Source organism: Glutamicibacter sp. 2E12 (genome assembly GCF_050030965.1).
In the GTDB taxonomy this organism is placed as follows: domain Bacteria; phylum Actinomycetota; class Actinomycetes; order Actinomycetales; family Micrococcaceae; genus Glutamicibacter.
The window spans coordinates 3,077,584-3,101,837 of sequence record NZ_CP188297.1 but is presented as its reverse complement, the minus strand read 5'-3'; the positions used below and the strand labels follow the sequence as shown (position 1 = coordinate 3,101,837).

Genomic DNA, 24,254 nt, shown 5'->3' with positions numbered 1-24,254 from the left:
GGGTCTGTTGTCCCATTATCCATGAATTGCCACCAGGACACCACTTGAGACACTCCGGCTGTTGCTGCTCAACTGAAACTAGCACGCCATGCCCGCAATTGGTCGGTCGCCCATTCTGGCATGATTCCATGGGACATCAGCTTTTGCAGCAGCCTGGCCAGCTCGTAATTCGGGTTTTCCTCGACCGCTCGCCCCAACAGGCACAACGCCATGGATCCCCTGCCTCGCGCCCACTCGATCCACGCAAGAATGCACAGCAGGGCCTGCCGCGCGTTGCCTTCAGCAACGCCGAGCAGGTCTCTGGCGACCAGCCACAACCGGTCAATCCTCTGCCAGTCCGGAGCATGCCAACCACGTCCCAGCAAATAGTTGGTCAACGGCGCGGCGGCAGCTTCGCGATCCCCGCGCATCACGCCGAACAGCACATCCAGTGATGCTTCAAGTCCTTGACCAGCCAGGTACGGAAGAAGGTCACGCACGATTTTCACTTCCAAGGAACCCAGTAGCAATGCGGCATGCTCATGCTCATCGTGAATCCAGGCCCGGGCTTCTGGCTCAGCTAGGTCCATGGTCTGCAGCCACGCTTCCAAGCAGTTGACGACGTTGTGCTGCTGATTCGAGATGATCTTCAGGATCTCAGCAGCCTGCGGCCATTGCGGGATTCCGCTACCGTCCCATGGAATATCCAACGGAGCCGACCCGGCGAAGACCAACGACAAATGCGTTTCGTTCGTTTCCACCGGGCGCACGGGCGTCGGCTCTGCGTAATCATCGGTCGCGTAGTTCCAGACCACACGATCCTGCCGGCACCAGCTGTGACGCAGCAAGACCTTTTTGCTTGTCAGCCCCTGCTCTAGCTGCGCGACCAGATCCGCGTAGGGAATACCGGAGCCGGCCGACGTTCCTTCGGGCGCATAGACCACCAGAACCACCCCTTGGATATGGGGCATTCGTTCTAGCAGGCTCAGCAGCTGCGCGGTCCACGTCCCAAGCTCTGCAGCCGTGTTTTCCTCGGGCAGATCAACTCGCAAGGTCGCTTCCAGATGGTCCTCGTCTATCAGCATCAGCACGGCCGAATTCTGAGGATAGAAACCTAGGGCATGGGGCACATACGCCAAGATGTCCTCGCAACTGGACAGCGAGAGAGGGTGGCGTTCCGGTGTAGTTGTCATGGCTCCACGGTGCAACGCTGCGCTTGGCGCATGAGGTCAGAGGCTGCGAGCTGTGGAGAACCTTTCGGATCGCCCCGGTGCGGGCTTACTGCTCGGCGAGGAAGCGGCGTGCCTTGCGGCGTTCAACGACCATGAACACCATACCGAGCAATGCCATGGCGAACTGGACTGACAGGGCCACGCGGAAGGCCTGAAGATTGTAGAGCTCGCCCACCGAGCCGTTGGCCTTATACAGCATGTCCATGATGAATCCGATGACGTAGATCGTGACAAAGGCACCTATGAACCCGCCGGTGTTCACCAGGCCGGTGGCCGTTCCCAGCACCTGCGGCGGGTTGAACGTTCGGGCGAAGTCGAAGCCGATTACGGAGGCCGGGCCACCGGCGGCAATGGCGATCATCAATAGCACCAGAATCCATAGCGGGGCCTGCCCTGGCCAGAATAGGACGACTGCCCACATCACCAGGATTGAGCCGACAATGCCCAGGGCAAAGTTGGAACGCTGGCTGGCATGGCGCGAGGTCAGGGCGCCGAGGATCGGTCCCACCACGATGGAAACGACAACGAACACCGCCATCAAGCCCGATGCCAGCGCACCGTCTATGCCTTGGCCTTCGACAAGGAAAGGATAGCCCCAGGTCATCATGAAGGTGTTGATCATGAATGCCGTGGAGAAGTGGGTCCAGAACCCCAAACGGGTTCCTGGCTGTTTCCAGGCCCGGGCGATCCGCGAGCCGGTCTCCTGCTCCCCCTGGCCGGACCCTTCCCAGGTCCTGCCATTGCGCACGAAAGCGATCGTGGTGATGAAGGTGGCAAAAGCGAAACCGGACATGACCGAGAACGCCGCGGACCAGCCGACGCCCAGCAAGATCATATGGAAAGGAAAGAGGCTGATGAGCTGGCCGAGCTGGCCGAAGGTACCGGTGAGCTGGGTCAGCACCGGGATTCGCGAGCCGGAGAACCATAGGGGCAACAGCTTGAGCACCGATACGAAGACCATCGCATCGCCCATGCCAACCATGACGCGCCCGGCCAACCCCATGGGGACGTTGACTGAAATCGCAAGGAACGCTTGACCTGCGGCCATCAGCAGGGCGCCGCAGGTAATCAGGATGCGCGGACCGAATTTATCCAGCAGCAGCCCTACGGGCACCTGCGCGCCGGCATAGACAACCAGCTGCACGACGGAGAAGGTCGCCAAAATCTGCGCGCTGGCATCAAATCGTTCGGTGGCTTGGATGCCAGCGACGCCGAAGCTGGTGCGCTGCGAAATTGCAGAAATGTAGGCAAGAATTGCGAAGCCGAAGACAACCCACGACTTTGGTGAATTCAGATGGGCCTGGCTCACTGGTCGTGATCACCTGGCAACGGTTCGATGTGACCGTTTTTCAACCAATCTTCAGTGCTCTCAATGGCCGCAAGGAAATGCTCGGCGCTGGCGCCCAATTCCTCGGCATCCGCCATCTGCTCGTCTTCATCCAGCAACAGCGAGCGCGGTTCATGCTCTTTGGCATGCGCATCGAACCGTTCTTCGAATCCGTCGACCATTTGGCGAACATCGCTATTGGTTTCAAGCTGTTCGGCTAGCTGCTGGTCGACCAGTCGACCTGCCTCACGCAGCTTGTCCGTTGGCAAAGCCAGCTTCAGTGCCGCTCCTACGTATTCCAGCGTCGCAACGGCAACGGCCGGGTACTCGGATTCGGCGAGGTAGTGCGGGGTGTGCAGGGAGTATCCCACGACATCACGGCCAGCTTCGCTCAGGCGAATTTCGAGCAGCGAGGCCAGACCTGCTGGCGATTCCACCGTAGGGCTCCACGTCGAGATGTTCTCGATCAGATCCTTGCGGTTTCCATGTGCGGTAACGCCTACCGGGCGGGTATGCGGCACCGGCATCGGCAACGATGCGGTCCCCACAACCAGCGATACGTTGAAGGCTTCAATGAAGGAATGCAGTTCCGCGATCACGCGTTCCCACTTCAAGTCGGGTTCTACACCGGTGAGGAACCAGAACTTGCGGTCCATCTCATCGGTCATCAGGTAGATCTCCATGCGTGGAGCCTGGTATCCAGCGAAGTGGTCACCCAGGAAAGAGACCCGCGGGCGCTGGGAGGTGTAGGCGATCAGCTCATCGGCGTCGAAAGTGGCGAAGAGCTCCGAGTCGAGGCGTCCGAAAAGCTCGTTGGAGACCTGCGAATGGTTATGCCCGGCATCGCTGATGCTCTTCAGCGAGACGAACATGCCAAGACCTTGAAGGCGCGAGTCATCCAAGTCGTCTGCGACCAGCGTCATCAACGATTCCTTGGACATTTTCTCCTCATTCAGGGTCGGCATCCGGCAAAGCGGGAGCGGCAACCATCGGCTGGGACTGCACTTCAAGTACAGATCAATGGTCCATCTTATCGCTACTTGGCTTTCGCTCGCTGTGAAGTAACGCACGATGACGCGGAACCTCGGATAACCTTGGGGTAGGAGACGCACAGCCCGCCGGCATGACCTGTTCCGGAAAACCACAGGGGCTGTCGCGACCTTAGACCCTACAAAGGCATAGAAGGAATGATTTTGTGATCAACTCCAGTGATCTCACTTTGAGCGCCATTGGCGCCGACATCAAGCGCAAGAGCGCTGACACCCTCATCCTGGGTGTACTCAAGAACGGCGAAAAGGTGTCCATCGCGGCATCCCCATTCACCGCCGAAACCACCACTTCCCTGGAGCAGTCGCTTTCAGCTTTGGGCGTTGCCGGGAAGGCCGACGAAATCACCGCGCTGCCAGGCGTAGACGGTGCCAAGACCAAGACCTTGCAGTTCATCGGCCTGGGCGTTGACGAGCTAGCTGATCTGACCGAGGAGAAGCTGCGCCGTGCCGCCGGTTCGGCTGCCCGCCAGCTGAGCAACGCCAAGAGCGCCATTTTCGCCCTGCCTGCTGACAGCGTGGAGCGCGTGGCCGCCATCGCAGAAGGCATCGCGCTGGGCAGCTACCGCTACGAGAACCACCGTTCGAAGAAGAGCGAGAAGCCGGTACTGGCCGAAGCCCAGATCGTCACCTCGGTAGCGACGTCCAAGGACCTGCCAGCAGTACTCAAGCGCGCTGCCATCCTGGGCCGCGCAGTACGCGGCACCCGCGATCTGATCAACGCCCCAGCCAACGTGCTGTACCCGGAGTCCTTCGCCGCAGCAGTGAAGGACCACTCCAAGTCCCTGCCGCTGAAGGTCACCATTTTCGACGAGAAGCGCCTTGCCAAGGACGGCTTCGGCGGCCTGATCGGTGTTGGCGGCGGTTCGGTTCGCCAGCCGCGCATGGTCAAGATCGAATACGCGCCGTCGAAGGCCGCCAAGCACATCGCCTTGATCGGCAAGGGCATTACCTTCGACACCGGTGGCACCTCGCTGAAGCCTGCTGCCGGCATGCACGCCATGAAGTCCGACATGTCCGGTGCCGCCGCGGTTTTCCAGACCGTTGCCGCAGTCGCCGAGCTTGGCCTGAATGTCAAGGTCACTGCCTGGCTGTGCCTGGCAGAAAACATGCCTGGCGGCGCCTCGACCCGTCCGGGCGATGTGCTGACCATGTTCGGCGGCAAGACCGTTGAAGTGCTCAATACCGACGCCGAAGGCCGCTTGGTCATGGCCGATGGCCTGGCAGCTGCCAGCTTGGAGAAGCCGGATGTCATGATCGACATCGCTACGCTGACCGGCGCCCAGATGCTGGCCCTGGGCCTGCGCACCGCAGGTGTCATGGGCGACAAGCAGGTCGCCAGCGACTTGGTTGCCGTCTCGGACAAGGTGGGCGAATTGGCTTGGGCCATGCCGCTTCCGGAGGAGCTGCGCCCGTCCATCGAGTCGCAGGTTGCCGATCTGGCGAACATCGGTGAGCGCATGGGCGGCATGATGACTGCCGCCGTGTTCCTCGAAGAGTTTGTCGGTGAAGTGGACGGCAAGAAGATCCCTTGGGCCCACATCGACTTCGCTGGTCCTGCGTTCAACGAAGGCAGCGCCTGGGGCTACACTCCGAAGAACGGCACCGGCTCCCAGGTACGCACCCTGGTTGCCTACGCAGAGCAGCTCGCTGCAGCAAACTAGCCGCAGCAACGCAGGACTAATGGCAGTTCCTGTGTCCTGGAACTCATCCCGGTATCGCCAGAACTATCTGCACGATGCCGGGATGAGTTTAAAAATAAGAGACATACCTGACTTTTAATGCCCCGAAGGTGACTGCAACCATTGGACGGTACTAAGGTAAGTTTTGAAACATCACCGTGGATTAATGGTGCGCGCCCGCATGTGTCACGCTCCAGGAAGTCCACACCCGATCCCCTGGTCGGCCTAAGCCGGCCTCACTAAGCGAATACGAGGGAGCGTTCACGTGGCCGATTCGGCAGCAACGCAAGAATTTGATGTCCTCATCCTCGGCGGCGGATCCGCTGGATACTCGGCAGCATTGCGCGCCATCCAGCTGGGCTACACCGTTGGATTGATCGAGAAGGAAAAGCTGGGCGGCACCTGCCTGCACACCGGCTGCATCCCAACCAAGGCTTACCTGCACGCAGCAGAGCTGGCCGAGAACGCTCGCGAGGGTGCCAAGTTCGGCATCAACTCCTCGCTGGAGTCGATCGACCTGGCTGGCGTGCGCAAGTACAAGGAAGACATTGTTGCTGGAAAGCACAAGGGTCTCCAGGGCTTGCTGAAGATGAAGAAGGTCAACGTTATCACCGGTAACGGCCGACTGGTCTCCCAGGATTCCATCGATGTTGATGGCACCGTCTACAAGGGCAAGTACATCATCCTGGCTACCGGCTCCACCTCCAAGACCATGGGTCTGGAAATCGGCGGCCGCGTACTGACCAGCACCGAAGCACTGAACATGGAAGACCTGCCAAAGAGCGCCATCGTGCTCGGCGGCGGCGTCATCGGTGTCGAGTTCGCTTCCGTATGGAAGTCTTTCGGCGTCGACGTCACCATCGTCGAGGGCCTGCCTTCGCTGGTTCCGAACGAGGACCCAGCCATCATCAAGAACCTGGAGCGCGCTTTCAAGAAGCGCGGCATCAAGTTCAACACCGGCGTCTTCTTCGAGAAGGTCGAGCAGGATGCTAATGGCGCCAAGGTCTCCCTGGCTGACGGCAAGGTCCTGGAAGCAGAGATCGTTCTGGTTGCAGTGGGTCGCGGTCCGGTCACCGAGGGCCTCGGCTTCGAAGAGCAGGGCATCACCATTGACCGCGGCTTCGTGATCACCGATGAGCGCCTGCACACCGGCGTTGGCAACATCTACGCAATCGGCGACATCGTTCCAGGCGTACAGCTTGCACACCGCGGTTACCAGCATGGCCGCTTCGTAGCCGAGGAAATCCACGGCATGAAGCCAACCATCGTCGAGGACATCAACATCCCGAAGGTGACCTTCTGCGAGCCAGAGATCGCTTCCGTGGGCTACTCCGAGCCGAAGGCCAAGGAGAAGTTCGGTGCCGACCAGATTGAAACCACCGAGTACAACTTGGCTGGCAATGGCAAGTCCTCGATCCTGGGCACCAGCGGCATCATCAAGATGGTTCGCGTCAAGAACGGCCCAATCGTTGGCGTTCACGGCATCGGCGGCCGCATTGGCGAGCAGATCGGTGAAGCCCAGCTGATCGTGAACTGGGAAGCTTACCCAGAGGACGTATCGCAGCTGATCCACGCACACCCAACCCAGAACGAGTCCCTGGGCGAAGCCGCAATGGCTTTGGCCGGCGCCCCGCTGCACGGTTAATCACGCTTTGGTCATACAGGCAGCGCGTTAGTTCAACGCGCTGCCTGTATGCACTAGGCTCGGAGGCAACGCCTCCCACCACTTTTCAAGCTTTATAAAACAAGGAGATACGGGACGATGTCTGAAACCGTAAACCTACCCGCACTGGGTGAAAGCGTTACCGAAGGTACGGTAACCCGCTGGCTGAAGCAGGTCGGCGACCGTGTAGAGGTAGACGAGCCGTTGGTGGAAGTTTCCACCGACAAGGTTGACACTGAAGTTCCTTCGCCGGTTGCCGGCATCATCGAGGAAATCTTCGTAGCCGAAGACGAGGACGCTGAAGTTGGCGCCCCACTGGTTCGCATTGGCGATGGCTCCGGCGCTGGCGAAGCTGCACCAGCAGCTCCGGCCGCTGAAGAAGCACCTGCCGAACCAGCCGCTGAAGAAGCACCTGCCGAACCAGCCGCTGAAGAAGCACCAGCAGCACCTGCAGCCGAAGAAGCTCCAGCAGCTGCACCAGCCGCCGGCGCTGCTTCAGGCACCGACGTGACCCTTCCAGCTCTGGGCGAGTCGGTTACCGAAGGTACCGTCACCCGCTGGCTGAAGGAAGTTGGCGAGGAAGTCTCCGTCGACGAGCCACTGCTTGAGGTTTCCACCGACAAGGTTGACACCGAAGTTCCTTCCCCCGTTGCAGGTACCCTGCTGGAAATTCGCGTTCCAGAAGATGAGACCGCTGAAGTTGGCGCTGTTCTGGCTGTTATCGGTGCAGCTGGCGCTGCTCCAGCTGCCGCCCCAGCCAAGGAAGAAGCACCAGCTGCTGCTCCGGCTCCTGCAAAGGAAGAGGCTCCGGCCGCTCCGGCTGCCGCTAAGGAAGAGGCACCTGCCGCTCCGGCCGCTCCCGCTCCTGCAAAGGAAGAGGCACCGGCTGCTGAGGCAACCAATGAGTCCGGCTACGTCACCCCACTGGTCCGCCGCTTGGCTAACCAGCACAGCATCGACATTGCTTCGGTGAAGGGTACCGGCGTTGGCGGTCGCATCCGCAAGCAGGATGTCTTGGACGCTGTTGCCGCCCAGGAAGCTGCTGCACCAGCTGCCGCCCCTGCTCCTGCCGCCGCGAAGCCAGCTGCTCCTGCAGTTGAGGTTTCCTCGCTGCGCGGCACCGAGGAGAAGGCTCCACGTATCCGCCAGGTCATCGCTCGCCGCATGCGCGAATCCCTGGACGTATCGACTCAGCTGACCCAGGTCCACGAGATCGATATGACCCGCATCGTGAAGCTGCGTGCTTCGGCAAAGGCCAACTTCAAGGCCACCAACGGCGTGAACCTCACTTACTTGCCATTCATCGCCAAGGCTGTTGCCGAGGGCCTGAAGGCACACCCTAAGTTGAACGCCGAGTACAACGAAGAGACCCAGAAGATCACCTACCACAATGCCGAGCACTTGGCATTCGCAGTCGACACCGACAAGGGCCTGCTGGTTCCTGTTGTATCGAACGCTGGCGATCTGAACCTGGCTGGCATGGCTTCGCGTATCGCTGATGTTGCTGCACGCACCCGCAGCAACAAGATCGGTCCGGATGAGCTCTCCGGTGGCACCTTCTCGATCACCAACATCGGTTCGGTTGGCGCACTGTTCGACACCCCGATCATCAACCAGCCACAGGTAGCCATCCTGGGCACCGGTGCGATCGTGAAGCGTCCAATGGTCGTTACCGACGCAGAGGGCAACGATTCGATTGCCATCCGCCACATGATGTACCTGTGCCTGACCTACGATCACCGTCTGGTAGACGGTGCCGATGCAGGCCGCTTCCTGCAGACCGTCAAGGCTCGCCTTGAAGGCGGCGCTTTCGAAGGCGAACTGGGACTGTAAAGATCCAGCTTTCGCTTTCGCAGCCTAGGTAGATAATCGCCCCTGTCGTTGATTCGACAGGGGCGATTCTGCGTTTTCTACGATCAGTCGAAAATAGATTAGGCTAGTATCATGACTATTCTTCTTTCAATCCTGATTTTCGTGCATATCTTGGGTGCAGCAGCTATCTTCGGCGGCTGGCTTGCTAATTTCAAGACTCCAACCGTCTCCGTATGGCAGTGGTATGGCGCTATCGTTCAGGTCGTTACGGGTCTGGCCATGGTCGGTATTCTCGAGGCTGGCGACGGTTCGCCAAACCACATGAAGATTGGAATCAAGTCGCTGATTGCAATCATTATCTTGGTGGCAGCGTTCCTTGGCCGGAAGAAGATGAAGAACGGCGAGGAAGTTCCTACGGGGATCGCTCACGCCGTGGGTGGCATGGCCTTGATCAACATCGCCATCGCGGTACTCTGGAACTAATCAGCATTAGCATTGACGGCGGGAGCCGCAACCATCAGCTTGGAGCAAGCTGTGGTTGCACCTCCCGCCATTTCGCTTTTAACGGCGCAATACCTTGCCAATTTTCCAGCGCTCGTCTTCCAGCACTAGTTCCACTTCGATGCGTTGCGGCTGCGCGGCCTGGACGGCGTGAACCGTGGCTCCGCGGGCATCCACGTAGCGGTATTCCTCTTGGGTAGAAGTGGCAGCAAGAATGACAGAGTCCCCCTGCCCACGCGCCGATACCGTGACGTCCGTGAGTCTCGTGCGCAATCCCGCAAATTCCAAACCCAATTTCCGAAGCTGATCGATTGTTTCGAGATCTCGTTGCAGCTGCTCCGCTCCTGAAGTGTAGAGCCCCTTGAGCTTCTCCCCCGCCAGCTGCCCCATCGCTTCATCGCGCTCTCTTGAAAGCGCGAGGAATGCAGAGATCACGGTGTCCCGATTCAAGGCACAAGCTGGAACGTGCGCCCCGTCTTCAATTCTGCAGCTTTGCTCTGCTGACGGTACTGCCGTAGCCGCAGTAGTTTCGGTGGCCACAGCCGCACGGAAATGATTGACGCCCACGAGGCTCCCGATAATAACCAACGAGCCCAGTGCTGCGGCACCGGCCAATTTCACGGCCCCGGGGGTCCGGCGCAATCGATGGCTATGCCAGGAGTCATCGCGGCTGGGGCTTCGCTGCCTGCTTGCGGTATCGGCCTGGCGCTTGAAGCGCTTGTGCGCAGCATTCTGTTCCGCGGATGGATGGATGGTCTCCATCAGATGAGTAGCTTCTGGAGCTACATGCCCTTCCCAGCTGATGGGCTCTGCCGGACAGCTTGCGAACAACGTTCGAGCAAACTGATCTGCGGTCGGTCGTGCTTGCGGATCTGGATTCAGCGAATCGATCAACAGTTCATGAATGATCGAAGGGATTCCGGGGAACATCACGCTTGCCGGTGGACGCATCAGTTCCTCTTCGGGAATCCGTCCGGATAGGAGAAACCACAAGCAGGCGCCCAGCGAAAACAAGTCCTGCTCTCCAACTTGGCTTTCCCGTACCCCGGCCTGCATTTCAGGGGCCATGAATCCTGGCGTACCGGAGCCGGTGAGCGCCTGCCGTGCTGAAGCTGATTCCTGGAAGTCAATGATCTTCGGCATTCCCTTGGCAGTGAGCAATATATTGGCCGGCGATAAGTCTCCATGGCGTTGGCCCTGCGCATGCATCACCGAAAGCGTCTGGGCGATGGGTGCCAGCGCGGTCACGCACTCCCCCAGGCCAAAGGCGCTTCGACTTGCCACAAGATCAGCCACGCTGCCACCGGGGCAATATTCCATAACCAGCCCCTCGCCCAATTGTGTCGACAGGGTTCCGTAGAAATCAACGACATATTTCCTTGACTGCGTTACCTGCTCTTGGCGAAGCGAAGTGATGTTTTCCATAGTCAGGCTAAGTTTTAGCGTGAGGTACAAATGGTCGCTTTCCCTCCGGATCAGCCAAACTTTACACGGTGACTTGGAACTTAGCGGCCTTACCGTGACATGCCCGGGGCTTGTCGGCCACGCTAGAACATTCGTAGAATCATCCATGACTCCGTTGTAACCCAGAATCGTAAATTGCAAGCTGGATATCCACAGATGGGTTCGACGGCTCTGAATTAGCGACCGATCGTTCAAGAGCGTAGGCTAGCCGTCATGGCGATCGAATTCGAACGAGTCGGACTAGGCTCAAAATTTGTGCCCTACATGGAAGCTTGGGATTACCAAATCCAACTGCATGATGCGGTAGCCGCGGACACGCAAACCCCAAAAGTCCTGTTCCTGGAGCACGAAGCGGTTTACACCGCAGGCAAGCGAACTGAACCTGAAGATCTCCCGATGGACGGGACCCCCGTGGTGGATGTGGACCGCGGTGGAAAGTTGACCTGGCATGGCCCGGGACAGCTCATTGGCTACCCCATCGTCAAGCTACGCAAGATCAGCGCAATCCGACTTTACGTGGAGACCTTGGAAGAAGCCCTGATTAACGTGGTCAGCGAGCTAGGCATTCCGACGGCCCAGATCAAGGGCCGCTCCGGGGTCTGGGTACCGGGCAAAGATGGCGCTCAGGACCGCAAAATCGCAGCCATTGGAATCCGCATCAACCACGGTGTCACCATGCACGGTTTCGCATTGAACTGCTCGAACGCGCTTTCCGCCTACGAACAGATCATCCCCTGCGGCATCTCCGATGCAGGTGTCACCACCATTTCCGAAGAACTCGGCCGTACCGTCACCCCCGAAGACGTCGTTGACCGCGTACAAACCGAAATAGAGCGTCTGCTCACCCCTCAAGTCGTCTAGACAGTCACGCCCTCACCAAAGAAAGAGCTGTTTAATGAGCGTCGAACCAGAAGGCCGCCGTATGCTGCGCGTAGAAAAGCGCAACGCTGCCGTACCTGTGGAGCGTAAGCCAGAATGGATCAAGGCCAAGTTGAGCATTGGCCCTGAATACGTTGGCCTGAAAAATCTCGTACAGAGCGAAGGCTTGCATACGGTCTGCGAAGAAGCAGGCTGCCCGAACATCTTCGAGTGCTGGGAAGACCGCGAGGCTTCCTTCCTGATCGGCGGTTCAGAGTGCACCCGCCGTTGCGACTTCTGCCAGATCGCCACCGGCAAGCCCTTGGCAATTGACCGCTCAGAGCCATTCAAGGTCGCCATGAGCGTGAAGAAGATGGATCTGCGCTACGCCACCGTAACTGGCGTCGCCCGTGATGACCTCGAAGACGAGGGCACCTGGCTGTATGCCGAGACTGTGCGGCAGATCCACAAGATGAATCCAAGCACCGGCGTAGAGCTGCTGATCCCCGATTTCAGCGGCAAGCCGGAGAACCTGGATACCATCTGCGATTCGGAGCCAGAAGTCTACGCCCACAACGTAGAGACTGTGCCTCGCCTGTTCAAGCGCATCCGCCCGGCTTTCCGTTACGAGCGTTCCATGGATGTGATCACCCATGGCCGCAAGCGTGGCTTGATCACCAAGTCCAACCTGATTCTGGGTATGGGCGAAACTCAAGAAGAAATTTCCGAGGCCATGCGTGATCTCCATGAGGCAGGCTGCGATCTGCTGACTTTGACCCAGTACCTGCGCCCAACCGACCTGCATCTGCCAGTCGACCGCTGGGTCACCCCGCAGGAGTTCCTGGAGCTTCAGCAAGAAGCCGAAGAACTCGGCTTTGCCGGAGTCATGGCTGGGCCGCTGGTCCGTTCTTCCTACCGCGCTGGCCGCCTGTGGGCCGGCGCCATGCGCAAGAAGGGCCGCGAAATCCCTGAGGCATTGGCACATATCGAGTCCTCGGGCAACACGCGCCAGGAAGCAGCTTCGCTGATCAAGTAGCTCGGTCCAGTGGACCCCACGGCTAAGGCCCCGGAACTCCTGATGGAATCCATCGAGGGTTCCGGGGCTTTCCCACTGCCCGTCCATGGGCAATTCAGCTGAAAATGCCGTGTTCGATCCGGCTCGGCTTAGAACTATCAACTTCATCGCGTAGAATTAAGGCACTATGGCCAAAAACTCCGACAACGACGCAGCCGCGCCTAAGCGTGGCTTGTTTTCGCGTAAACCAAAAGCTGAGAAGAAGAACAAAGAACCGGGCCGCCTGAAGCAAATTGGCCAGGTCTTCCAGATGACTCGCCGCAATGACCCGATGGTCGTGTGGTGGATGGCATTGGCAGCCTTGGCCGTCATTGCTGTCTGCTTGGTCATCGGCTTCTTGATCAAAAACTGGATCACGATGTTGATCATCGCAATCCCGCTGGCGCTCCTTGCTGCAATGTTCGTGATGTCCCGCCGCGCAGAGAAAGCTGCGTTCTCGCAGCTTGAGGGCCGCCCCGGCGCTGCCGGCGCCGCCATGAGCGTGCTGCGTCGCGGCTGGATCCTGAAGCAGGAACCAGTTGCCTACAACCGCCACCAGGATCTGGTGTTCCTCGGTATCGGTCGCCCGGGCATCGTCCTGGTCACTGAGGGACCAAAGAGCCGGGTTCGTGAGCTTGCCTCTTCCGAGCGCAAGCGCATCGCCCGCGTTCTGCCGAACGTTCCCGTGCACATCATCAACGCTGGTTCCGAAGAAGGCCAGACTCCGTTGGCTGAAGTCGGCAAGGCAATGAAGAAGCTTCCAAAGTCGATTACGAAGCTGGAAGTCAGCGCAATCGACAAGCGCTTGAGCACGTTGACCGCGAATCGTCTGCCTATCCCCAAGGGCGTAGACCCGAACCGCGTCCGTCCAAACCGCCGCGCTACGCGCGGACGCTAAAGACAACTACTAAAGAAGCCGCAACTGGAATTTCGAGTTGCGGCTTCTTTCTTGCTGTCCGGATCTATTGCTAGGAGATATTCACCAGGATGGTCTTGGGCAAACGATCATGCAGTCCACGCTGGTCCTTGTCGGTGACGAAGGCCGGAATAGCCAGGCAAAGCAGCAAGGAACGAATCAGGCCTTGCAACGGCTTGATTGCGGTTCCATCCAGCGACTGCACCTGCATTCCAAAGGTACGGTGCCCGATCGTGTGCCCGGTGAATCCGACACCGATGATCTGCCCGGCGCAGAACAGGCTCAATGTTGCCAGATCGTGGCTGTCAAACAGCCACCAGCTCAGCAGCATCGAGAGCCCCCAGTCCAAGAGCAGTGCACCGACCCGTCGCGGGAATCTGGCAATGGAGCCGGGGCCCTTCTCGGGGCGCCCCATATCCTGCCCGGGCCATTGTTGCGTATTATGCTGCGGCGGCCCTTCAAGCCACGAGCTGAAGTCTTTTCTTTCCACCAATACAGTCTATCCAGCGATTCTGTGCGCCAGTTAGAACGCGATAACCAGGTAGCAAGTATCCAAGTCAGATTGTTACAGCAGGCAATCAGCGCAGATCAGCGCGATACGACACGCCCGGATTCTCCGCTTGTAACAGGTTGGAAACAATAGAGACACCATTCAGAAATGGATTATAGGTAAGCTTGATACGTAAGCAAGAGGACCAGCCGGATCATTCCGGCTACCGGTTCCGTTTACCAAACCTTATATCTCACCAGGGAGTCACCTGCACATGTTTACCAGTCCAGAAGAAGTCTTGGCATATATTGCCGAAGAGGACATCAAGTTCGTCGATATCCGTTTCACCGACCTACCAGGTGTACAGCAGCACTTCAACGTGCCTGCCAAGTCCGTGGATGCCGACTTCTTCGTCAACGGCCAGCTCTTCGATGGTTCTTCCATCCGCGGCTTCGCCGGCATCTCTGATTCCGACATGCAGCTGATCCCGGACGTCACCACCGGCTTCATCGATCCCTTCCGCCTGGAAAAGACCCTGGCCTTCAACTTCTCGATCATCAACCCACGCACCGGTGAGCCTTACCACCGCGACCCACGTGGCGTTGCCGAACGCGCCGAGGCATACCTGGAATCGACCGGTATCGCTGACACCGCGTTCTTCGCCCCAGAAGCAGAATTCTTCATCTTCGAAGACGTTCGCTACGAATCCAAGCCACAGGGCGCGTTCTACTCGATCGATTCCGACGAGGCACCTTGGAACACCGGCCGCAAGGAAGAAGGCGGCAACCAGGGTTACAAGACCCCGTACAAGGGTGGCTACTTCCCAGTTGCACCGACTGACAAGCAGGCTGACCTGCGCGACGCGATCTGCGTCGAGCTGGACAAGGCTGGCCTTGAGGTTGAGCGCAGCCACCACGAGGTGGGCGCTGCCGGCCAGGCAGAAATCAACTACAAGTTCAACACCATGGTTCACTCCGCTGATGAACTGATGCTCTTCAAGTACATCGTGAAGAACGTCGCTGACGCGTGGGGCAAGTCCGCAACCTTCATGCCAAAGCCAGTCTTCGGCGACAACGGCTCGGGCATGCACGTGCACCAGTCGCTGTGGGCCAACGGCGAACCGCTGTTCTACGACGAAAAGGGCTACGCTGGCCTGTCCGATACCGCACGCTGGTACATCGGCGGCCTGCTGAAGCACGCAGACGCCGTGCTCGCGTTCACCAACCCAACCGTGAACTCCTACCGCCGCCTGGTCAAGGGCTACGAAGCTCCAGTGAACATGGTTTACTCGCAGGGCAACCGCTCTGCCGGTATCCGTATCCCGATCACCGGTTCGAACCCTAAGGCGAAGCGCATCGAGTTCCGCGCTCCGGATGCTTCCTCGAACCCATACCTGGCGTTCGCAGCCCAGCTGATGGCTGGCCTGGACGGCATCAAGAACCGCATTGAACCTGCAGAGCCAATCGACAAGGACCTCTACGAGCTTCCTGCCGAAGAGGCCAAGGAAATCCAGCGCGCACCTGAAAGCCTCGAAGAGGCGCTCAAGGCCCTGGAAGCTGATCACGAGTTCCTGCTCGAAGGCGGCGTCTTCACCGAGGACCTGATCCAGACTTGGGTTGAGTACAAGCGTGAAAACGAAATCAAGCCATTGAGCCTGCGCCCGAACCCATACGAGTTCGAGCTCTACTACGGTTGCTAATCAGCTGACGGGGCATCGCCCCTTGTAGTTTGCAGAGGAGTCCGCACAAAGCGCAAGAACTATGTTCTAGCACTTGTGCGGACTCCTCTGTTTAAGCATCAGTGCGGGCCCGCACATGGGCGGCCATCGCGCTCAGGGCAAGTGCCGCCCCGATAACAAGTACTAGTATTCCTGCTTGTCGCTCTTTGCTTCCCAAAGCTCAAATGCCCTGAGCGCACCGGAATCTTCAACCTTGGTAAACGGAATTTTCCGCTCGCTCATGGGAAGCTCAAGCTCGTTGTAAATGAAATCATCATCGAAGCCGATCTTCGCGGCTTCCTCGCGCGTATTCGCATAGTAGACATGCTTGAAGCGGGACCAATAGATGGCACCCAGGCACATGGGACATGGCTCGCAGCTGGTGTAGAGCTCGCATTGCGACAGATCGAAGGTTCCCAGTGCTTGTCCCGCTGCGCGGATGGCATTGATTTCGGCGTGCGCCGTTGGATCCTGGCTACCCACCACCGAGTTGTAGCCAGCGGAAACGACTTTTCCGTCAAGGACTACCACCGCGCCAAATGGTCCGCTGTCATTGGATTCCAGGGCCAGCAAGGACTGATCAATGGCAGCCTGCAGCATCTTTGGGTCCAGCATTTTCGAAGCTCCCCTGCACTCATTATTCGCGTAGAGATTACAATCCCCACCCTAGTCCCCCGCGTCCTGTTCCGGCGGGAAGCGCAGGAAATTGCCGGTTGCGGACTAAGGTTTCAGCGCACGAAGGTAACGCTGACGTGTCACCCACTGCGCCAGGAGCAGCACCTTGAAGACTCGACGCCAAGCAGGCACATCAGAAGGTTCCGTGACCGACCTGATCAGCAGGAAAACTTGCTCGTCCGCGCGTTCAAGAATGAAAGCTTCCACACCCTGAACCGGATGCCCCGGCAGCGTCCGGTAGGAAAACCCTACCCAATCACTTTCCGCAATGACGTCAACGACCTCCACAGGTTCATGGATGCGCAACGGTCCGACACCGATGGTGATCAAGGGTTGCTGGCCCACGGCGACCGGCAACTGCGGCTGGAGCCTGAACCCGCTGCGTGTCTTGACTTCCCAACGGAGCAAAGCAACGCACGCATCGTTCCACAGGGCTGCTCCCCCGCCCAGCAGCACGCGGCGTTGCCATGGCCTGGATGAAGCAGCCAGCGGGCTCCAGGAACGTTCCAGCAGCGTTTCAACGGCCACCGCGGTTCCTAGTCCTCAAAGCCGTAGAACAGCAGTTCAAAGATGCCACGCGCGTGCCGGGTTGCACGCAAGTAGTCTTCTTCGAGTTCCACGCCAAAGTGCGGCTCATAGCCGCACCACCGAGCCACGGCTTCCATATCGCGCGCCGAACTCGGCAAGACATCGCTGGAACGTCCGGACGTGATGATTTCAGCACTGCGAATCTGCGTAGCCAGCCGCCAAGCAATCGCCAGCATTTCGCTATCGTCTTGGGCAATGAGCTCCAATTTCGCCAGCTCTTCCAACGCCTGGAGCGTCGAGGTGGTGCGAAGGGATTCGTGCTTCCAGGCGTATTGCAACTGGTAGAACTGCACCAGCCATTCAATGTCCGAGAGCGAGCCTCGTCCCAGTTTCAGGTGGCGGTTGGGGTCGGCACCTCGCGGGAGCCGTTCGGATTCAACGCGGGCCTTGATCTTGCGGATATCCCGGATCTCCGACTCGTCCAGTCCCTTGCCGTAGCGCACCGGCCTAATCAATTCCATGAAATCTTCAGCCAACTGGTCATCGCCGGCAAACGGGCGTGCACGCTGCAACGCCTGGCGTTCCCAGATTTCCACCCATCGCTGGTAATAGGTGGCGTAGGCGTCGAGAGAACGGACCAGCATTCCCTGGCGGCCCTCGGGGCGCAGATCCGAATCCACTTTCAATTTCACTTCAGCTGGAATGGCCGGTTTCAACGGTTTGGCGGTCCACGACACCAGGTCGGTAACTACCCGAAGCGCTTGTTCTTGAGCAGCTTGGGCCGTGGCGCCAGGAACCGGGCGCTGCACGAACAGGACGTCCGCATCAGAGCCGTAACCGATTTCCCGACCGCCTTGGCGGCCCATGGCAATGACCGAGACGACAGCATGTTCCCCGTGCTTGGCCTGGTCAGCAGCCAAGAGGACCTTCAGCACCCCGTCAACCATGGCGGCGTCGATGTTCGAGAGTGCTACGCCAACTTCGTCAACGGTCAGCAGGCCAGCGCCGTCGGCAAGCGCGACACGCAAGAATTCGCGGCGGCGCACCATGCGGATCATGCGGATGGCAGCTTCTGGCTGCTTCGTGCGATGGATGATCGAGGTGTTCTGCTGCAGCAGGTTCTCGAATGTCTGCGGCGTCAAGGACGCGTCGGAGCCCAGCCAAGCGGCCGCCGCCGGCTCATTGGCCAGCAGGTCGGTCAAGAAGCGCGTATTGGAGAGCAAGTGGCTCAGCCGTTCGGCGGCAGCGTTGGTATCGCGCAGCATGCCGAGGAACCAATGGGACTTGCCCAGCGCTTCGCTGAGCCGGCGGAAGCCCAGCAATCCAGCATCCGGGTCCACCCCGCGGGCAAACCAGTCCAGGAGTACCGGCAGCAATTGCCGTTGCAATGACGCACTGCGCGAGACCCCACCGGTCAGGGCTTCAATGTGCCGCATCGCCGCCTTCGGGTCGAGATAGCCCAGGGCGCGCAGGCGGGCTTGCGCCGATTCGGCGGTGAGCTTGACATCATCGGCCGAGAGGTTGGAACTACTGACCAGGAGCGGACGGTAGAAAATACGCTCGTGCAGCGAACGCACCATGCGCTTGGTTTCATTCCAGCGGCGCATCAGCTTCTCCGGGCTGCTGAGCTGCAGGTCTCCGGCACCACGGATCGATCGTGCAAGCACGCGCTGGGCGCTTTCTGCCCGGGGCATCAAGTGGGTACGGCGCAATTGGCTGAGCTGTATCCGGTGCTCCAGCAAGCGCAGGAAACGGTATGAGTCATCGAAATTCGTCGCATCATCACGGCCGATGTAGCCGATATCGCTCATCGCTTGGATGGCCAGGGTGGTGGTTGGCACCTGGATGGCGGGGTCGACTCGACCATGGACGAGTTGGAGCAGCTGGACGGTGAATTCGACATCGCGCAGCCCACCGGGGCCCAGCTTGATTTGCCACGCAACATCTTGCTTGTCGATGTTGTCGCTGACGCGTCGGCGCATGGCCTGGACGGATTCAACGAAGCCCTCACGCTCGGAACTGGACCAAACCATTGGCGAAACCATCCGCTCATAAGAGCGTCCCAGTTCCTTGTCGCCGGCAATCGCGCGGGCCTTGAGCAGGGCTTGGAATTCCCATGAATGAGCCCACCGGCGGTAATACGCTTCATGGGATGAGAGCGTACGGGTCAAGGCCCCGTCCTTGCCCTCGGGGCGAAGATTCGCATCCACTTCCCAGAGCATCGGCTCAGGGCCAGGGACCATCAGGGCACGTGCCGTGTTCCCGCAGATCACCGTCGCGATCGCGGCGGCCAGGTCGTCATCGATTCCCGGCGTGGAATCGTGGACGTAAATGACATCGACGTCCGAAATATAGTTCAGTTCACGTGCACCGCACTTGCCCATGCCAATGATGGTGATCTTAACCCGATCAACGTCGCCAGCATCATATTGTTCGGCGGCTTCGGCCCGGGCAATGGCCAATGCCCCCTCCAACGCGGCACCAGCCATGTCGGCCAGTTCGGCGGCGACCAGGGGCAGAATGCGCTGCGGCTGGGTGGAACCCAAGTCCCGGTGGGCCAGCGAGAGCAAGGCCTTGCGGTAGGCGGTGCGCAAGCGCTGACGCGCTTCAGCACCGGTATGGGAAGAGACCCAGTGCCCGCCGTCTGATTGCTTGGCCTCGATCGATGCCAGCAAGTCCTCGACCAGCTGTTCCGCGGGCACGGGGACGAATTCACCGGGTGGGGCGTGGCGGACGATCTCCAGCGCCTCGGGACAACGCATAAGGAACTCCCCGAGCGCAGAAGAGCTGCCCAGAAGCCTGACGAGCCCTTGGCAGCTATCGGGCTCCAGGAAGATATCGATGACTTCCGGGTGCCGATCTACCAACCGCAGGGCCAGCAGCAGTGCCTGGTCCGGATCTGGCGCATGCGCCATCTTGCTCACGATCAGGCTGGGATCAATCCGGGACAGTTCCTCGGCCTGAAGGAATTTCTTGGCCCTTTCGATGTCGCTGAAGCCAGCGTTGAGCAATGCTCGCGAGGGTACTTCCGGCATGGTGTCTCGTGTTCTCCCGCATTTCGCCGCGCAGCTTCACGCGGCGAAGTCTCTAGAGGATTCCCAAATACTTGTTCAGTTCGTAGGGGGTAATGACCTGGCGGTACTCTTCCCATTCGGTGCGCTTGTTCGACAGGAACGAGTTGAATACCTGCTCGCCGAGGATCTCGGCCATCAGTTCCGACTCTTCCATGGCGCGCAATGCGTCGTGCAGGCTGCCAGGCAGCGGAACGTGGCCCGAGGCGCGGCGTTCTGCCGTGGACAGGCTCCAGACATCATCCTCGGTTGGCTCTTCCAGCTCGTAGCCTTCGCGGATGCCCTTCAGCCCAGCGCCCAGCAATACTGCGTAGGCCAGGTACGGATTGGCTGCCGAGTCGATACCGCGGTATTCCACGCGGGCGGACTGTCCCTTGCCTGGCTTGTACAGCGGCACGCGGACCAGTGCCGAGCGGTTGTTGTGCCCCCACGAACGGTGGCTCGGCGCCTCCCCTCCACCCCACAACCGCTTGTACGAGTTCACGTACTGGTTGGTGATGGCGGTCATTTCCGGCGCATGGTGCAAGATGCCGGCGATGAAGGACCGGGCCACATCGGAGAGCTGGTATTCGCGGCCAGCTTCGAAGAACGCGTTAGCGTCACCTTCGAACAAGGAGAAGTGGGTATGCATGCCGCTGCCCGGATGGTCGGCAAATGGCTTGGGCATGAAGGTTGCGTGGATGCCCTTTTGCATCGCCATCTCCTTGATGACGGTACGGAAGGTCATGATGTTGTCGGCGGTCTGCAAGGCATCTGCGTAGCGCAGATCGATTTCGTTCTGGCCTGGACCTGTTTCGTGGTGGGAGAACTCCACCGAAATGCCCAGCGCTTCCAGCGTGGTCACGGAAGCACGGCGGAAGTCCTGCCCAACGCCATCTGGCACGTGGTCGAAGTAGCCACCGTTGTCGATCGGCTGGGGACGGCCATTGGCATCCAGCTGATCGTTCTCCAGCAAATAGAATTCGATCTCCGGGTGGGTGTAGCAAGTGAAACCCATATTCGATGCTTCGGCCAGCTGGCGCTTGAGCACCTGGCGCGGATCTGCATTGGACGGCTGGCCCTCAGGGGTCAGGATGTCGCAGAACATGCGGGAGGTCGGTTCGACTTCGCCGCGCCACGGCAGGATCTGGAAGGTGGCAGGATCGGGCTGAAGCAACATGTCAGACTCGGAGATCCGGGACAGTCCATCAATGGAGGAACCATCGAATCCCAGACCTTCTTCGAAAGCATCTTCAACTTCAGCAGGAGCCAACGCCACCGACTTGAGCGAACCAACGACGTCAGTAAACCACATTCGCACAAATCGAACGTCGCGTTCTTCAATGGTGCGCAGTACAAATTCCTGCTGACGATCCATTTTCCACCACCTTTGGGATTCTGATATCCGGCGCTGATCACAACCGGTAAGAAAATTGACCTGTGGCAACACTATATCGGTTCAGAACCGTCCCAACGATCAGCATCGCCCTGTCCAAGTGCGATAAAGTCGATTCATGCCACAACCATACCTAGGGAACCCTGAAAAAGGCCCGTCCCGTATCCGACTTCATCATTTGCAGCAGGCCAAGGACAATGGCGAAAAATTCGCGATGTTAACTGCTTATGACGTAATGATGGCAGAGATTTTCGATTCGGCCGGGATCGAGATGCTGCTGGTTGGCGACTCCGCTGCCAATACCGTACTCGGCTACGAGTCCACGCTGCCGATTACCCTCGACGAAATGATCATGTTCACCAAAGCTGTCGCCAACGGGGCCAAACGCGCCATGGTCGTTGCCGACCTCCCGTTTGGCAGCTACGAGCAGTCCCCTGCCCAGGCCGTTGCCACTGCGGTGCGCCTGATGAAGGAGGGCCATGCCCACGCGGTCAAGATGGAGGGCACCGCGCAATACGCCGAGCATGTCCGCGCCATGGTCCTTGCCGGAGTTCCCGTTATCGGGCACATCGGATTCACTCCGCAGTCCGAGCATGCATTGGGCGGGTACCGTGTGCAGGGCCGTGGCGACGCAGTAGAGCAGATGAAGCACGACGCTGTGCAATTGCAGGATGCAGGCGCCTTCTGCATCCTGATGGAAATGGTGCCAAGCCCGGTCGCTGCCAAAATCGATGCCGCGCTGAAGGTACCGACCATCGGCATCGGCGCTGGCAATTCCACCACCGGACAGGTCCTGGTTTGGCAGGACATGCTGGGTCTTGGCGGGGGCCGCACCCCGCGCTTCGTGAAGAAGTACGCTGATCTGCGTGAGGTTGTCGGCAACGCGGTGCGCGAGTACCACCAGGACGTGGTTTCCGGCACCTTCCCCTCGGCAGAGTACGAGTTCAAGGAATAGAAGCCGGCTCACGCCATATCGCAAAGCGGTGCGCTGCCTCGATGTCATCCATCGTGGCAGCGCACCGCTTTGCCATTCGCCGCACCGGCCTGGCTCGGTGCCCTTGACTTCTACTCGTCGTCTTCCTCTGCGTCGTCCCACGCCTCATTGCGTGCCTGGACCTTCGCCATTGCCGCTTCGGCTTCAGCAACCGTGTCATATGGGCCAAGCAACTGCGACCAATCAGACTGCGGGCCATTCTCCACGGTCTTGGTCGAGACGTTGTACCAGTACTGCCCCTCGCCCGGGGTGCCAACTGAGCTCATGGAAAACTCCTCTATTCTCGATTCTTGCTGCTTCTTCCACGGTATCCCAACCGGCGGAAAATAGGTGCAACACCACCTGTTCTATCGGCTATCTCCTAGCGAAGCGGCAGATACGTGAAGCTAGAATAAAAGCATGGCTATTGCTTCAACTGCACCCCTTGGAAATCTCACCGCCGGCACGGTCTCCCCGGAACTTCCGGTACCGAAACACATTGAACGCCCCGAATACGTTGGCAAGAAGGAACCTGCCAGCAACACGGCTTCGGAAATCAAAAGCCCAGAAGTCATCGAACGCATTCGCATAGCTTCAAGGATTGCCGCTCAGGCACTGCAGGAAGTTGGCAAGGCTTGCCAGCCGGGAGCCACCACCGACCAGCTCGATCGGCTTGGCCACGAATTCCTCATGGATCACAACGCCTACCCGTCAACCTTGGGCTACCGCGGATTCCCCAAGTCGCTGTGCTCCTCGTTGAACGAGGTCATCTGCCACGGCATCCCGGACACCACCGTGTTGCAAGATGGCGACATCATCAATATCGATATCACCGCCTTCATCGGTGGCGTTCACGGAGATAACAACGCCACCTTCCTGGTCGGTGACGTGGATGAAGAATCGCGCCTGCTGGTCGAGCGCACCGAAAACTCGCTGAAGCGCGCCATCAAGGCCGTGATGCCAGGGCGTGAGATCAATGTGATCGGCCGAAGCATTGAAACCTACGCCAAGCGGTTCGGCTACGGCGTGGTCCGCGACTTCACCGGCCACGGCGTCGGCGAGGCCTTCCATTCCGGCTTGATCATCCCGCATTACGATGCGGCGCCGGCCTACAACACTCCCATCGAGCCGGGCATGGTTTTCACCATCGAGCCGATGCTCACCTTGGGCACCGTCGAATGGGACATGTGGGAAGACGACTGGACCGTGACCACCAAGGACAAGAAGCGCACCGCGCAGTTCGAGCACACCCTGCTGGTCACCGACGATGGCGCGGAAATTCTCACCCTGCCATAGCCGCTGCGACGCCTACGCCAAACGCCAGTGCCCGCGACCTCGAAAGGTCTGGGGCACTGGCGTTTGCTCTATGCGAAAACTGCTAGTCGGCCGAGAGCGGACGCTGGTTTCCCTGCGGAACCTTGCCACGGCGATCGCGCAGCCGGGCAATGGCGGTCTCGAAATCAGTCAGCGACTGGAAGTTGTGGTAGACACTGGCAAAGCGCAAGTAAGCGACCTCGTCGAGGCGCGACAATGGCTCCAAGATGGCCAAGCCCACCTGGTGGGCCGGGATTTCAGCAGCCCCGGAGGTCCGGACTGCCTCTTCGACTTCCTGGGCCAGGACGGCAAGGTCGTGATCGGTGACCGGGCGGCCCTGGCAGGCCTTGCGAACACCGTTAATGACCTTGTTGCGCGAGAACGGTTCTACGGCACCGGACTGCTTGAGCACGTTGAGGCTGGCAGTTTCGGTGGTGGTGAAACGGCGCGAACAAGCCGTGCACTGGCGTCGGCGGCGGATCGAGACGCCGTCGTCGGCAACTCGACTATCGACCACTCGGGAATCCGCATTGCGGCAATACGGGCAGTTCACGGCACCTCCATCTGTAGCCTAAGA

Annotated in this window: 21 protein-coding genes; 10 read left to right on the top strand and 11 right to left on the bottom strand. The window is 59.4% G+C overall.

Features of this window, described 5'->3' with window-relative positions; translation table 11 throughout:
• Positions 1-68: 68 nt before the first annotated feature.
• The 3 genes from ACP3TE_RS14540 to ACP3TE_RS14530 form a co-directional block, all read right to left on the bottom strand.
• Entirely contained in the window at positions 69-1,172 is a 1,104-nt protein-coding gene (locus ACP3TE_RS14540) for a DUF4192 family protein (protein WP_105656769.1), read from the bottom strand.
• Between the two features lie 85 nt (positions 1,173-1,257).
• Positions 1,258-2,520, bottom strand: coding sequence for an MFS transporter (locus ACP3TE_RS14535; protein ID WP_105656770.1), 1,263 nt, complete (start codon positions 2,518-2,520; stop codon positions 1,258-1,260).
• Complete coding sequence (locus tag ACP3TE_RS14530) at positions 2,517-3,479, bottom strand: proteasome assembly chaperone family protein (protein ID WP_105656771.1); 963 nt, start codon at positions 3,477-3,479, stop codon at positions 2,517-2,519. The genes ACP3TE_RS14535 and ACP3TE_RS14530 overlap by 4 nt, the downstream gene beginning before the upstream one ends.
• 254 nt (positions 3,480-3,733) lie before the next feature.
• Here ACP3TE_RS14530 and ACP3TE_RS14525 point away from each other — a divergent pair, with 254 nt between their 5' ends.
• The 4 genes from ACP3TE_RS14525 (at position 3,734) to ACP3TE_RS14510 (ending at position 9,224) form a co-directional block, all read left to right on the top strand.
• Positions 3,734-5,248, top strand: a complete 1,515-nt coding sequence (locus ACP3TE_RS14525) for a leucyl aminopeptidase (protein ID WP_105656772.1) — start codon at positions 3,734-3,736, stop codon at positions 5,246-5,248.
• Positions 5,249-5,531: 283 nt separating this feature from the next.
• Positions 5,532-6,911: a dihydrolipoyl dehydrogenase gene (gene lpdA, locus ACP3TE_RS14520; protein WP_105656773.1), complete on the top strand. Its 1,380-nt coding sequence runs from the start codon at positions 5,532-5,534 to the stop codon at positions 6,909-6,911.
• 117 nt (positions 6,912-7,028) lie between these two features.
• Positions 7,029-8,762 carry a 2-oxoglutarate dehydrogenase, E2 component, dihydrolipoamide succinyltransferase gene (gene sucB / locus ACP3TE_RS14515; RefSeq protein ID WP_426734022.1) on the top strand — a complete coding sequence of 578 codons (1,734 nt, stop codon included), beginning with the start codon at positions 7,029-7,031 and terminating at the stop codon, positions 8,760-8,762.
• A 111-nt stretch (positions 8,763-8,873) separates the two neighbouring features.
• Positions 8,874-9,224: a hypothetical protein gene (locus ACP3TE_RS14510; protein WP_105656775.1), complete on the top strand. Its 351-nt coding sequence runs from the start codon at positions 8,874-8,876 to the stop codon at positions 9,222-9,224.
• A gap of 78 nt (positions 9,225-9,302) precedes the next feature.
• Here ACP3TE_RS14510 and ACP3TE_RS14505 read toward each other — a convergent pair whose 3' ends face one another.
• Positions 9,303-10,847, bottom strand: a complete 1,545-nt coding sequence (locus ACP3TE_RS14505) for a serine/threonine-protein kinase (RefSeq protein ID WP_426734020.1) — start codon at positions 10,845-10,847, stop codon at positions 9,303-9,305.
• 45 nt (positions 10,848-10,892) lie between these two features.
• Here ACP3TE_RS14505 and lipB point away from each other — a divergent pair, with 45 nt between their 5' ends.
• From lipB to ACP3TE_RS14490, 3 genes are all read left to right on the top strand, one after another.
• Positions 10,893-11,567: a lipoyl(octanoyl) transferase LipB gene (gene lipB / locus ACP3TE_RS14500; RefSeq protein ID WP_286134117.1), complete on the top strand. Its 675-nt coding sequence runs from the start codon at positions 10,893-10,895 to the stop codon at positions 11,565-11,567.
• Positions 11,568-11,601: 34 nt separating this feature from the next.
• Positions 11,602-12,600 carry a lipoyl synthase gene (gene lipA, locus ACP3TE_RS14495; RefSeq protein ID WP_426734018.1) on the top strand — a complete coding sequence of 333 codons (999 nt, stop codon included), beginning with the start codon at positions 11,602-11,604 and terminating at the stop codon, positions 12,598-12,600.
• A gap of 166 nt (positions 12,601-12,766) precedes the next feature.
• Positions 12,767-13,516 carry a DUF4191 domain-containing protein gene (locus ACP3TE_RS14490; RefSeq protein WP_105656779.1) on the top strand — a complete coding sequence of 250 codons (750 nt, stop codon included), beginning with the start codon at positions 12,767-12,769 and terminating at the stop codon, positions 13,514-13,516.
• 70 nt (positions 13,517-13,586) lie between these two features.
• On the opposite strand, the gene ACP3TE_RS14485 is transcribed toward ACP3TE_RS14490, so the two are convergent.
• Entirely contained in the window at positions 13,587-14,024 is a 438-nt protein-coding gene (locus tag ACP3TE_RS14485; RefSeq protein ID WP_400288256.1) for an RDD family protein, read from the bottom strand.
• 274 nt (positions 14,025-14,298) lie between these two features.
• On the opposite strand from ACP3TE_RS14485, the gene glnA (ACP3TE_RS14480) reads away from it, so the two are divergent.
• Positions 14,299-15,723 carry a type I glutamate--ammonia ligase gene (glnA, locus tag ACP3TE_RS14480; RefSeq protein WP_105656780.1) on the top strand — a complete coding sequence of 475 codons (1,425 nt, stop codon included), beginning with the start codon at positions 14,299-14,301 and terminating at the stop codon, positions 15,721-15,723.
• A 162-nt stretch (positions 15,724-15,885) separates the two neighbouring features.
• Here the strand turns inward: glnA (ACP3TE_RS14480) and ACP3TE_RS14475 are convergent, their stop codons facing one another.
• The 4 genes from ACP3TE_RS14475 to glnA (ACP3TE_RS14460) all read right to left on the bottom strand — a co-directional run bounded on the left by ACP3TE_RS14475 (position 15,886) and on the right by glnA (ACP3TE_RS14460) (position 21,372).
• A complete protein-coding gene (locus tag ACP3TE_RS14475) occupies positions 15,886-16,356 on the bottom strand; it encodes a nucleoside deaminase (RefSeq protein WP_426734016.1) in 471 nt (156 codons plus the stop codon).
• Positions 16,357-16,461: 105 nt separating this feature from the next.
• A complete protein-coding gene (locus ACP3TE_RS14470; protein WP_332594673.1) occupies positions 16,462-16,944 on the bottom strand; it encodes a DUF1990 family protein in 483 nt (160 codons plus the stop codon).
• Between the two features lie 8 nt (positions 16,945-16,952).
• A complete protein-coding gene (locus ACP3TE_RS14465; RefSeq protein WP_426734014.1) occupies positions 16,953-19,979 on the bottom strand; it encodes a bifunctional [glutamine synthetase] adenylyltransferase/[glutamine synthetase]-adenylyl-L-tyrosine phosphorylase in 3,027 nt (1,008 codons plus the stop codon).
• Between the two features lie 52 nt (positions 19,980-20,031).
• Entirely contained in the window at positions 20,032-21,372 is a 1,341-nt protein-coding gene (gene glnA / locus ACP3TE_RS14460) for a type I glutamate--ammonia ligase (RefSeq protein ID WP_105656784.1), read from the bottom strand.
• Positions 21,373-21,508: 136 nt separating this feature from the next.
• On the opposite strand from glnA (ACP3TE_RS14460), the gene panB reads away from it, so the two are divergent.
• The gene (panB, locus tag ACP3TE_RS14455) at positions 21,509-22,345 is read left to right on the top strand and encodes a 3-methyl-2-oxobutanoate hydroxymethyltransferase (RefSeq protein ID WP_133834276.1); all 837 of its coding nucleotides are present in this window, start codon (positions 21,509-21,511) and stop codon (positions 22,343-22,345) included.
• Between the two features lie 110 nt (positions 22,346-22,455).
• On the opposite strand, the gene ACP3TE_RS14450 is transcribed toward panB, so the two are convergent.
• Positions 22,456-22,650, bottom strand: coding sequence for a hypothetical protein (locus ACP3TE_RS14450; RefSeq protein WP_105656786.1), 195 nt, complete (start codon positions 22,648-22,650; stop codon positions 22,456-22,458).
• Positions 22,651-22,783: 133 nt separating this feature from the next.
• Here ACP3TE_RS14450 and map point away from each other — a divergent pair, with 133 nt between their 5' ends.
• Positions 22,784-23,659, top strand: coding sequence for a type I methionyl aminopeptidase (map, locus tag ACP3TE_RS14445; protein WP_105656787.1), 876 nt, complete (start codon positions 22,784-22,786; stop codon positions 23,657-23,659).
• Between the two features lie 82 nt (positions 23,660-23,741).
• Here map and nrdR read toward each other — a convergent pair whose 3' ends face one another.
• Positions 23,742-24,230: a transcriptional regulator NrdR gene (nrdR, locus tag ACP3TE_RS14440; protein WP_105656788.1), complete on the bottom strand. Its 489-nt coding sequence runs from the start codon at positions 24,228-24,230 to the stop codon at positions 23,742-23,744.
• Between the last annotated feature and the right edge of the window lie 24 nt (positions 24,231-24,254).

Excerpts from the sequence above, each read along its gene's own strand:
- ACP3TE_RS14540 (WP_105656769.1), bottom strand. The coding sequence starts at position 1,172 with ATGACAACTACACCGGAACGCCACCCTCTCTCGCTGTCCAGTTGCGAG.
- ACP3TE_RS14530 (WP_105656771.1), bottom strand. The coding sequence starts at position 3,479 with ATGTCCAAGGAATCGTTGATGACGCTGGTCGCAGACGACTTGGATGAC.
- sucB (WP_426734022.1), top strand. The coding sequence starts at position 7,029 with ATGTCTGAAACCGTAAACCTACCCGCACTGGGTGAAAGCGTTACCGAA.
- ACP3TE_RS14510 (WP_105656775.1), top strand. The coding sequence starts at position 8,874 with ATGACTATTCTTCTTTCAATCCTGATTTTCGTGCATATCTTGGGTGCA.
- lipA (WP_426734018.1), top strand. The coding sequence starts at position 11,602 with ATGAGCGTCGAACCAGAAGGCCGCCGTATGCTGCGCGTAGAAAAGCGC.
- ACP3TE_RS14490 (WP_105656779.1), top strand. The coding sequence starts at position 12,767 with ATGGCCAAAAACTCCGACAACGACGCAGCCGCGCCTAAGCGTGGCTTG.
- glnA (WP_105656780.1), top strand. The coding sequence starts at position 14,299 with ATGTTTACCAGTCCAGAAGAAGTCTTGGCATATATTGCCGAAGAGGAC.
- ACP3TE_RS14475 (WP_426734016.1), bottom strand. The coding sequence starts at position 16,356 with ATGCTGGACCCAAAGATGCTGCAGGCTGCCATTGATCAGTCCTTGCTG.
- ACP3TE_RS14465 (WP_426734014.1), bottom strand. The coding sequence starts at position 19,979 with ATGCCGGAAGTACCCTCGCGAGCATTGCTCAACGCTGGCTTCAGCGAC.
- glnA (WP_105656784.1), bottom strand. The coding sequence starts at position 21,372 with ATGGATCGTCAGCAGGAATTTGTACTGCGCACCATTGAAGAACGCGAC.
- panB (WP_133834276.1), top strand. The coding sequence starts at position 21,509 with ATGCCACAACCATACCTAGGGAACCCTGAAAAAGGCCCGTCCCGTATC.
- ACP3TE_RS14450 (WP_105656786.1), bottom strand. The coding sequence starts at position 22,650 with ATGAGCTCAGTTGGCACCCCGGGCGAGGGGCAGTACTGGTACAACGTC.
- map (WP_105656787.1), top strand. The coding sequence starts at position 22,784 with ATGGCTATTGCTTCAACTGCACCCCTTGGAAATCTCACCGCCGGCACG.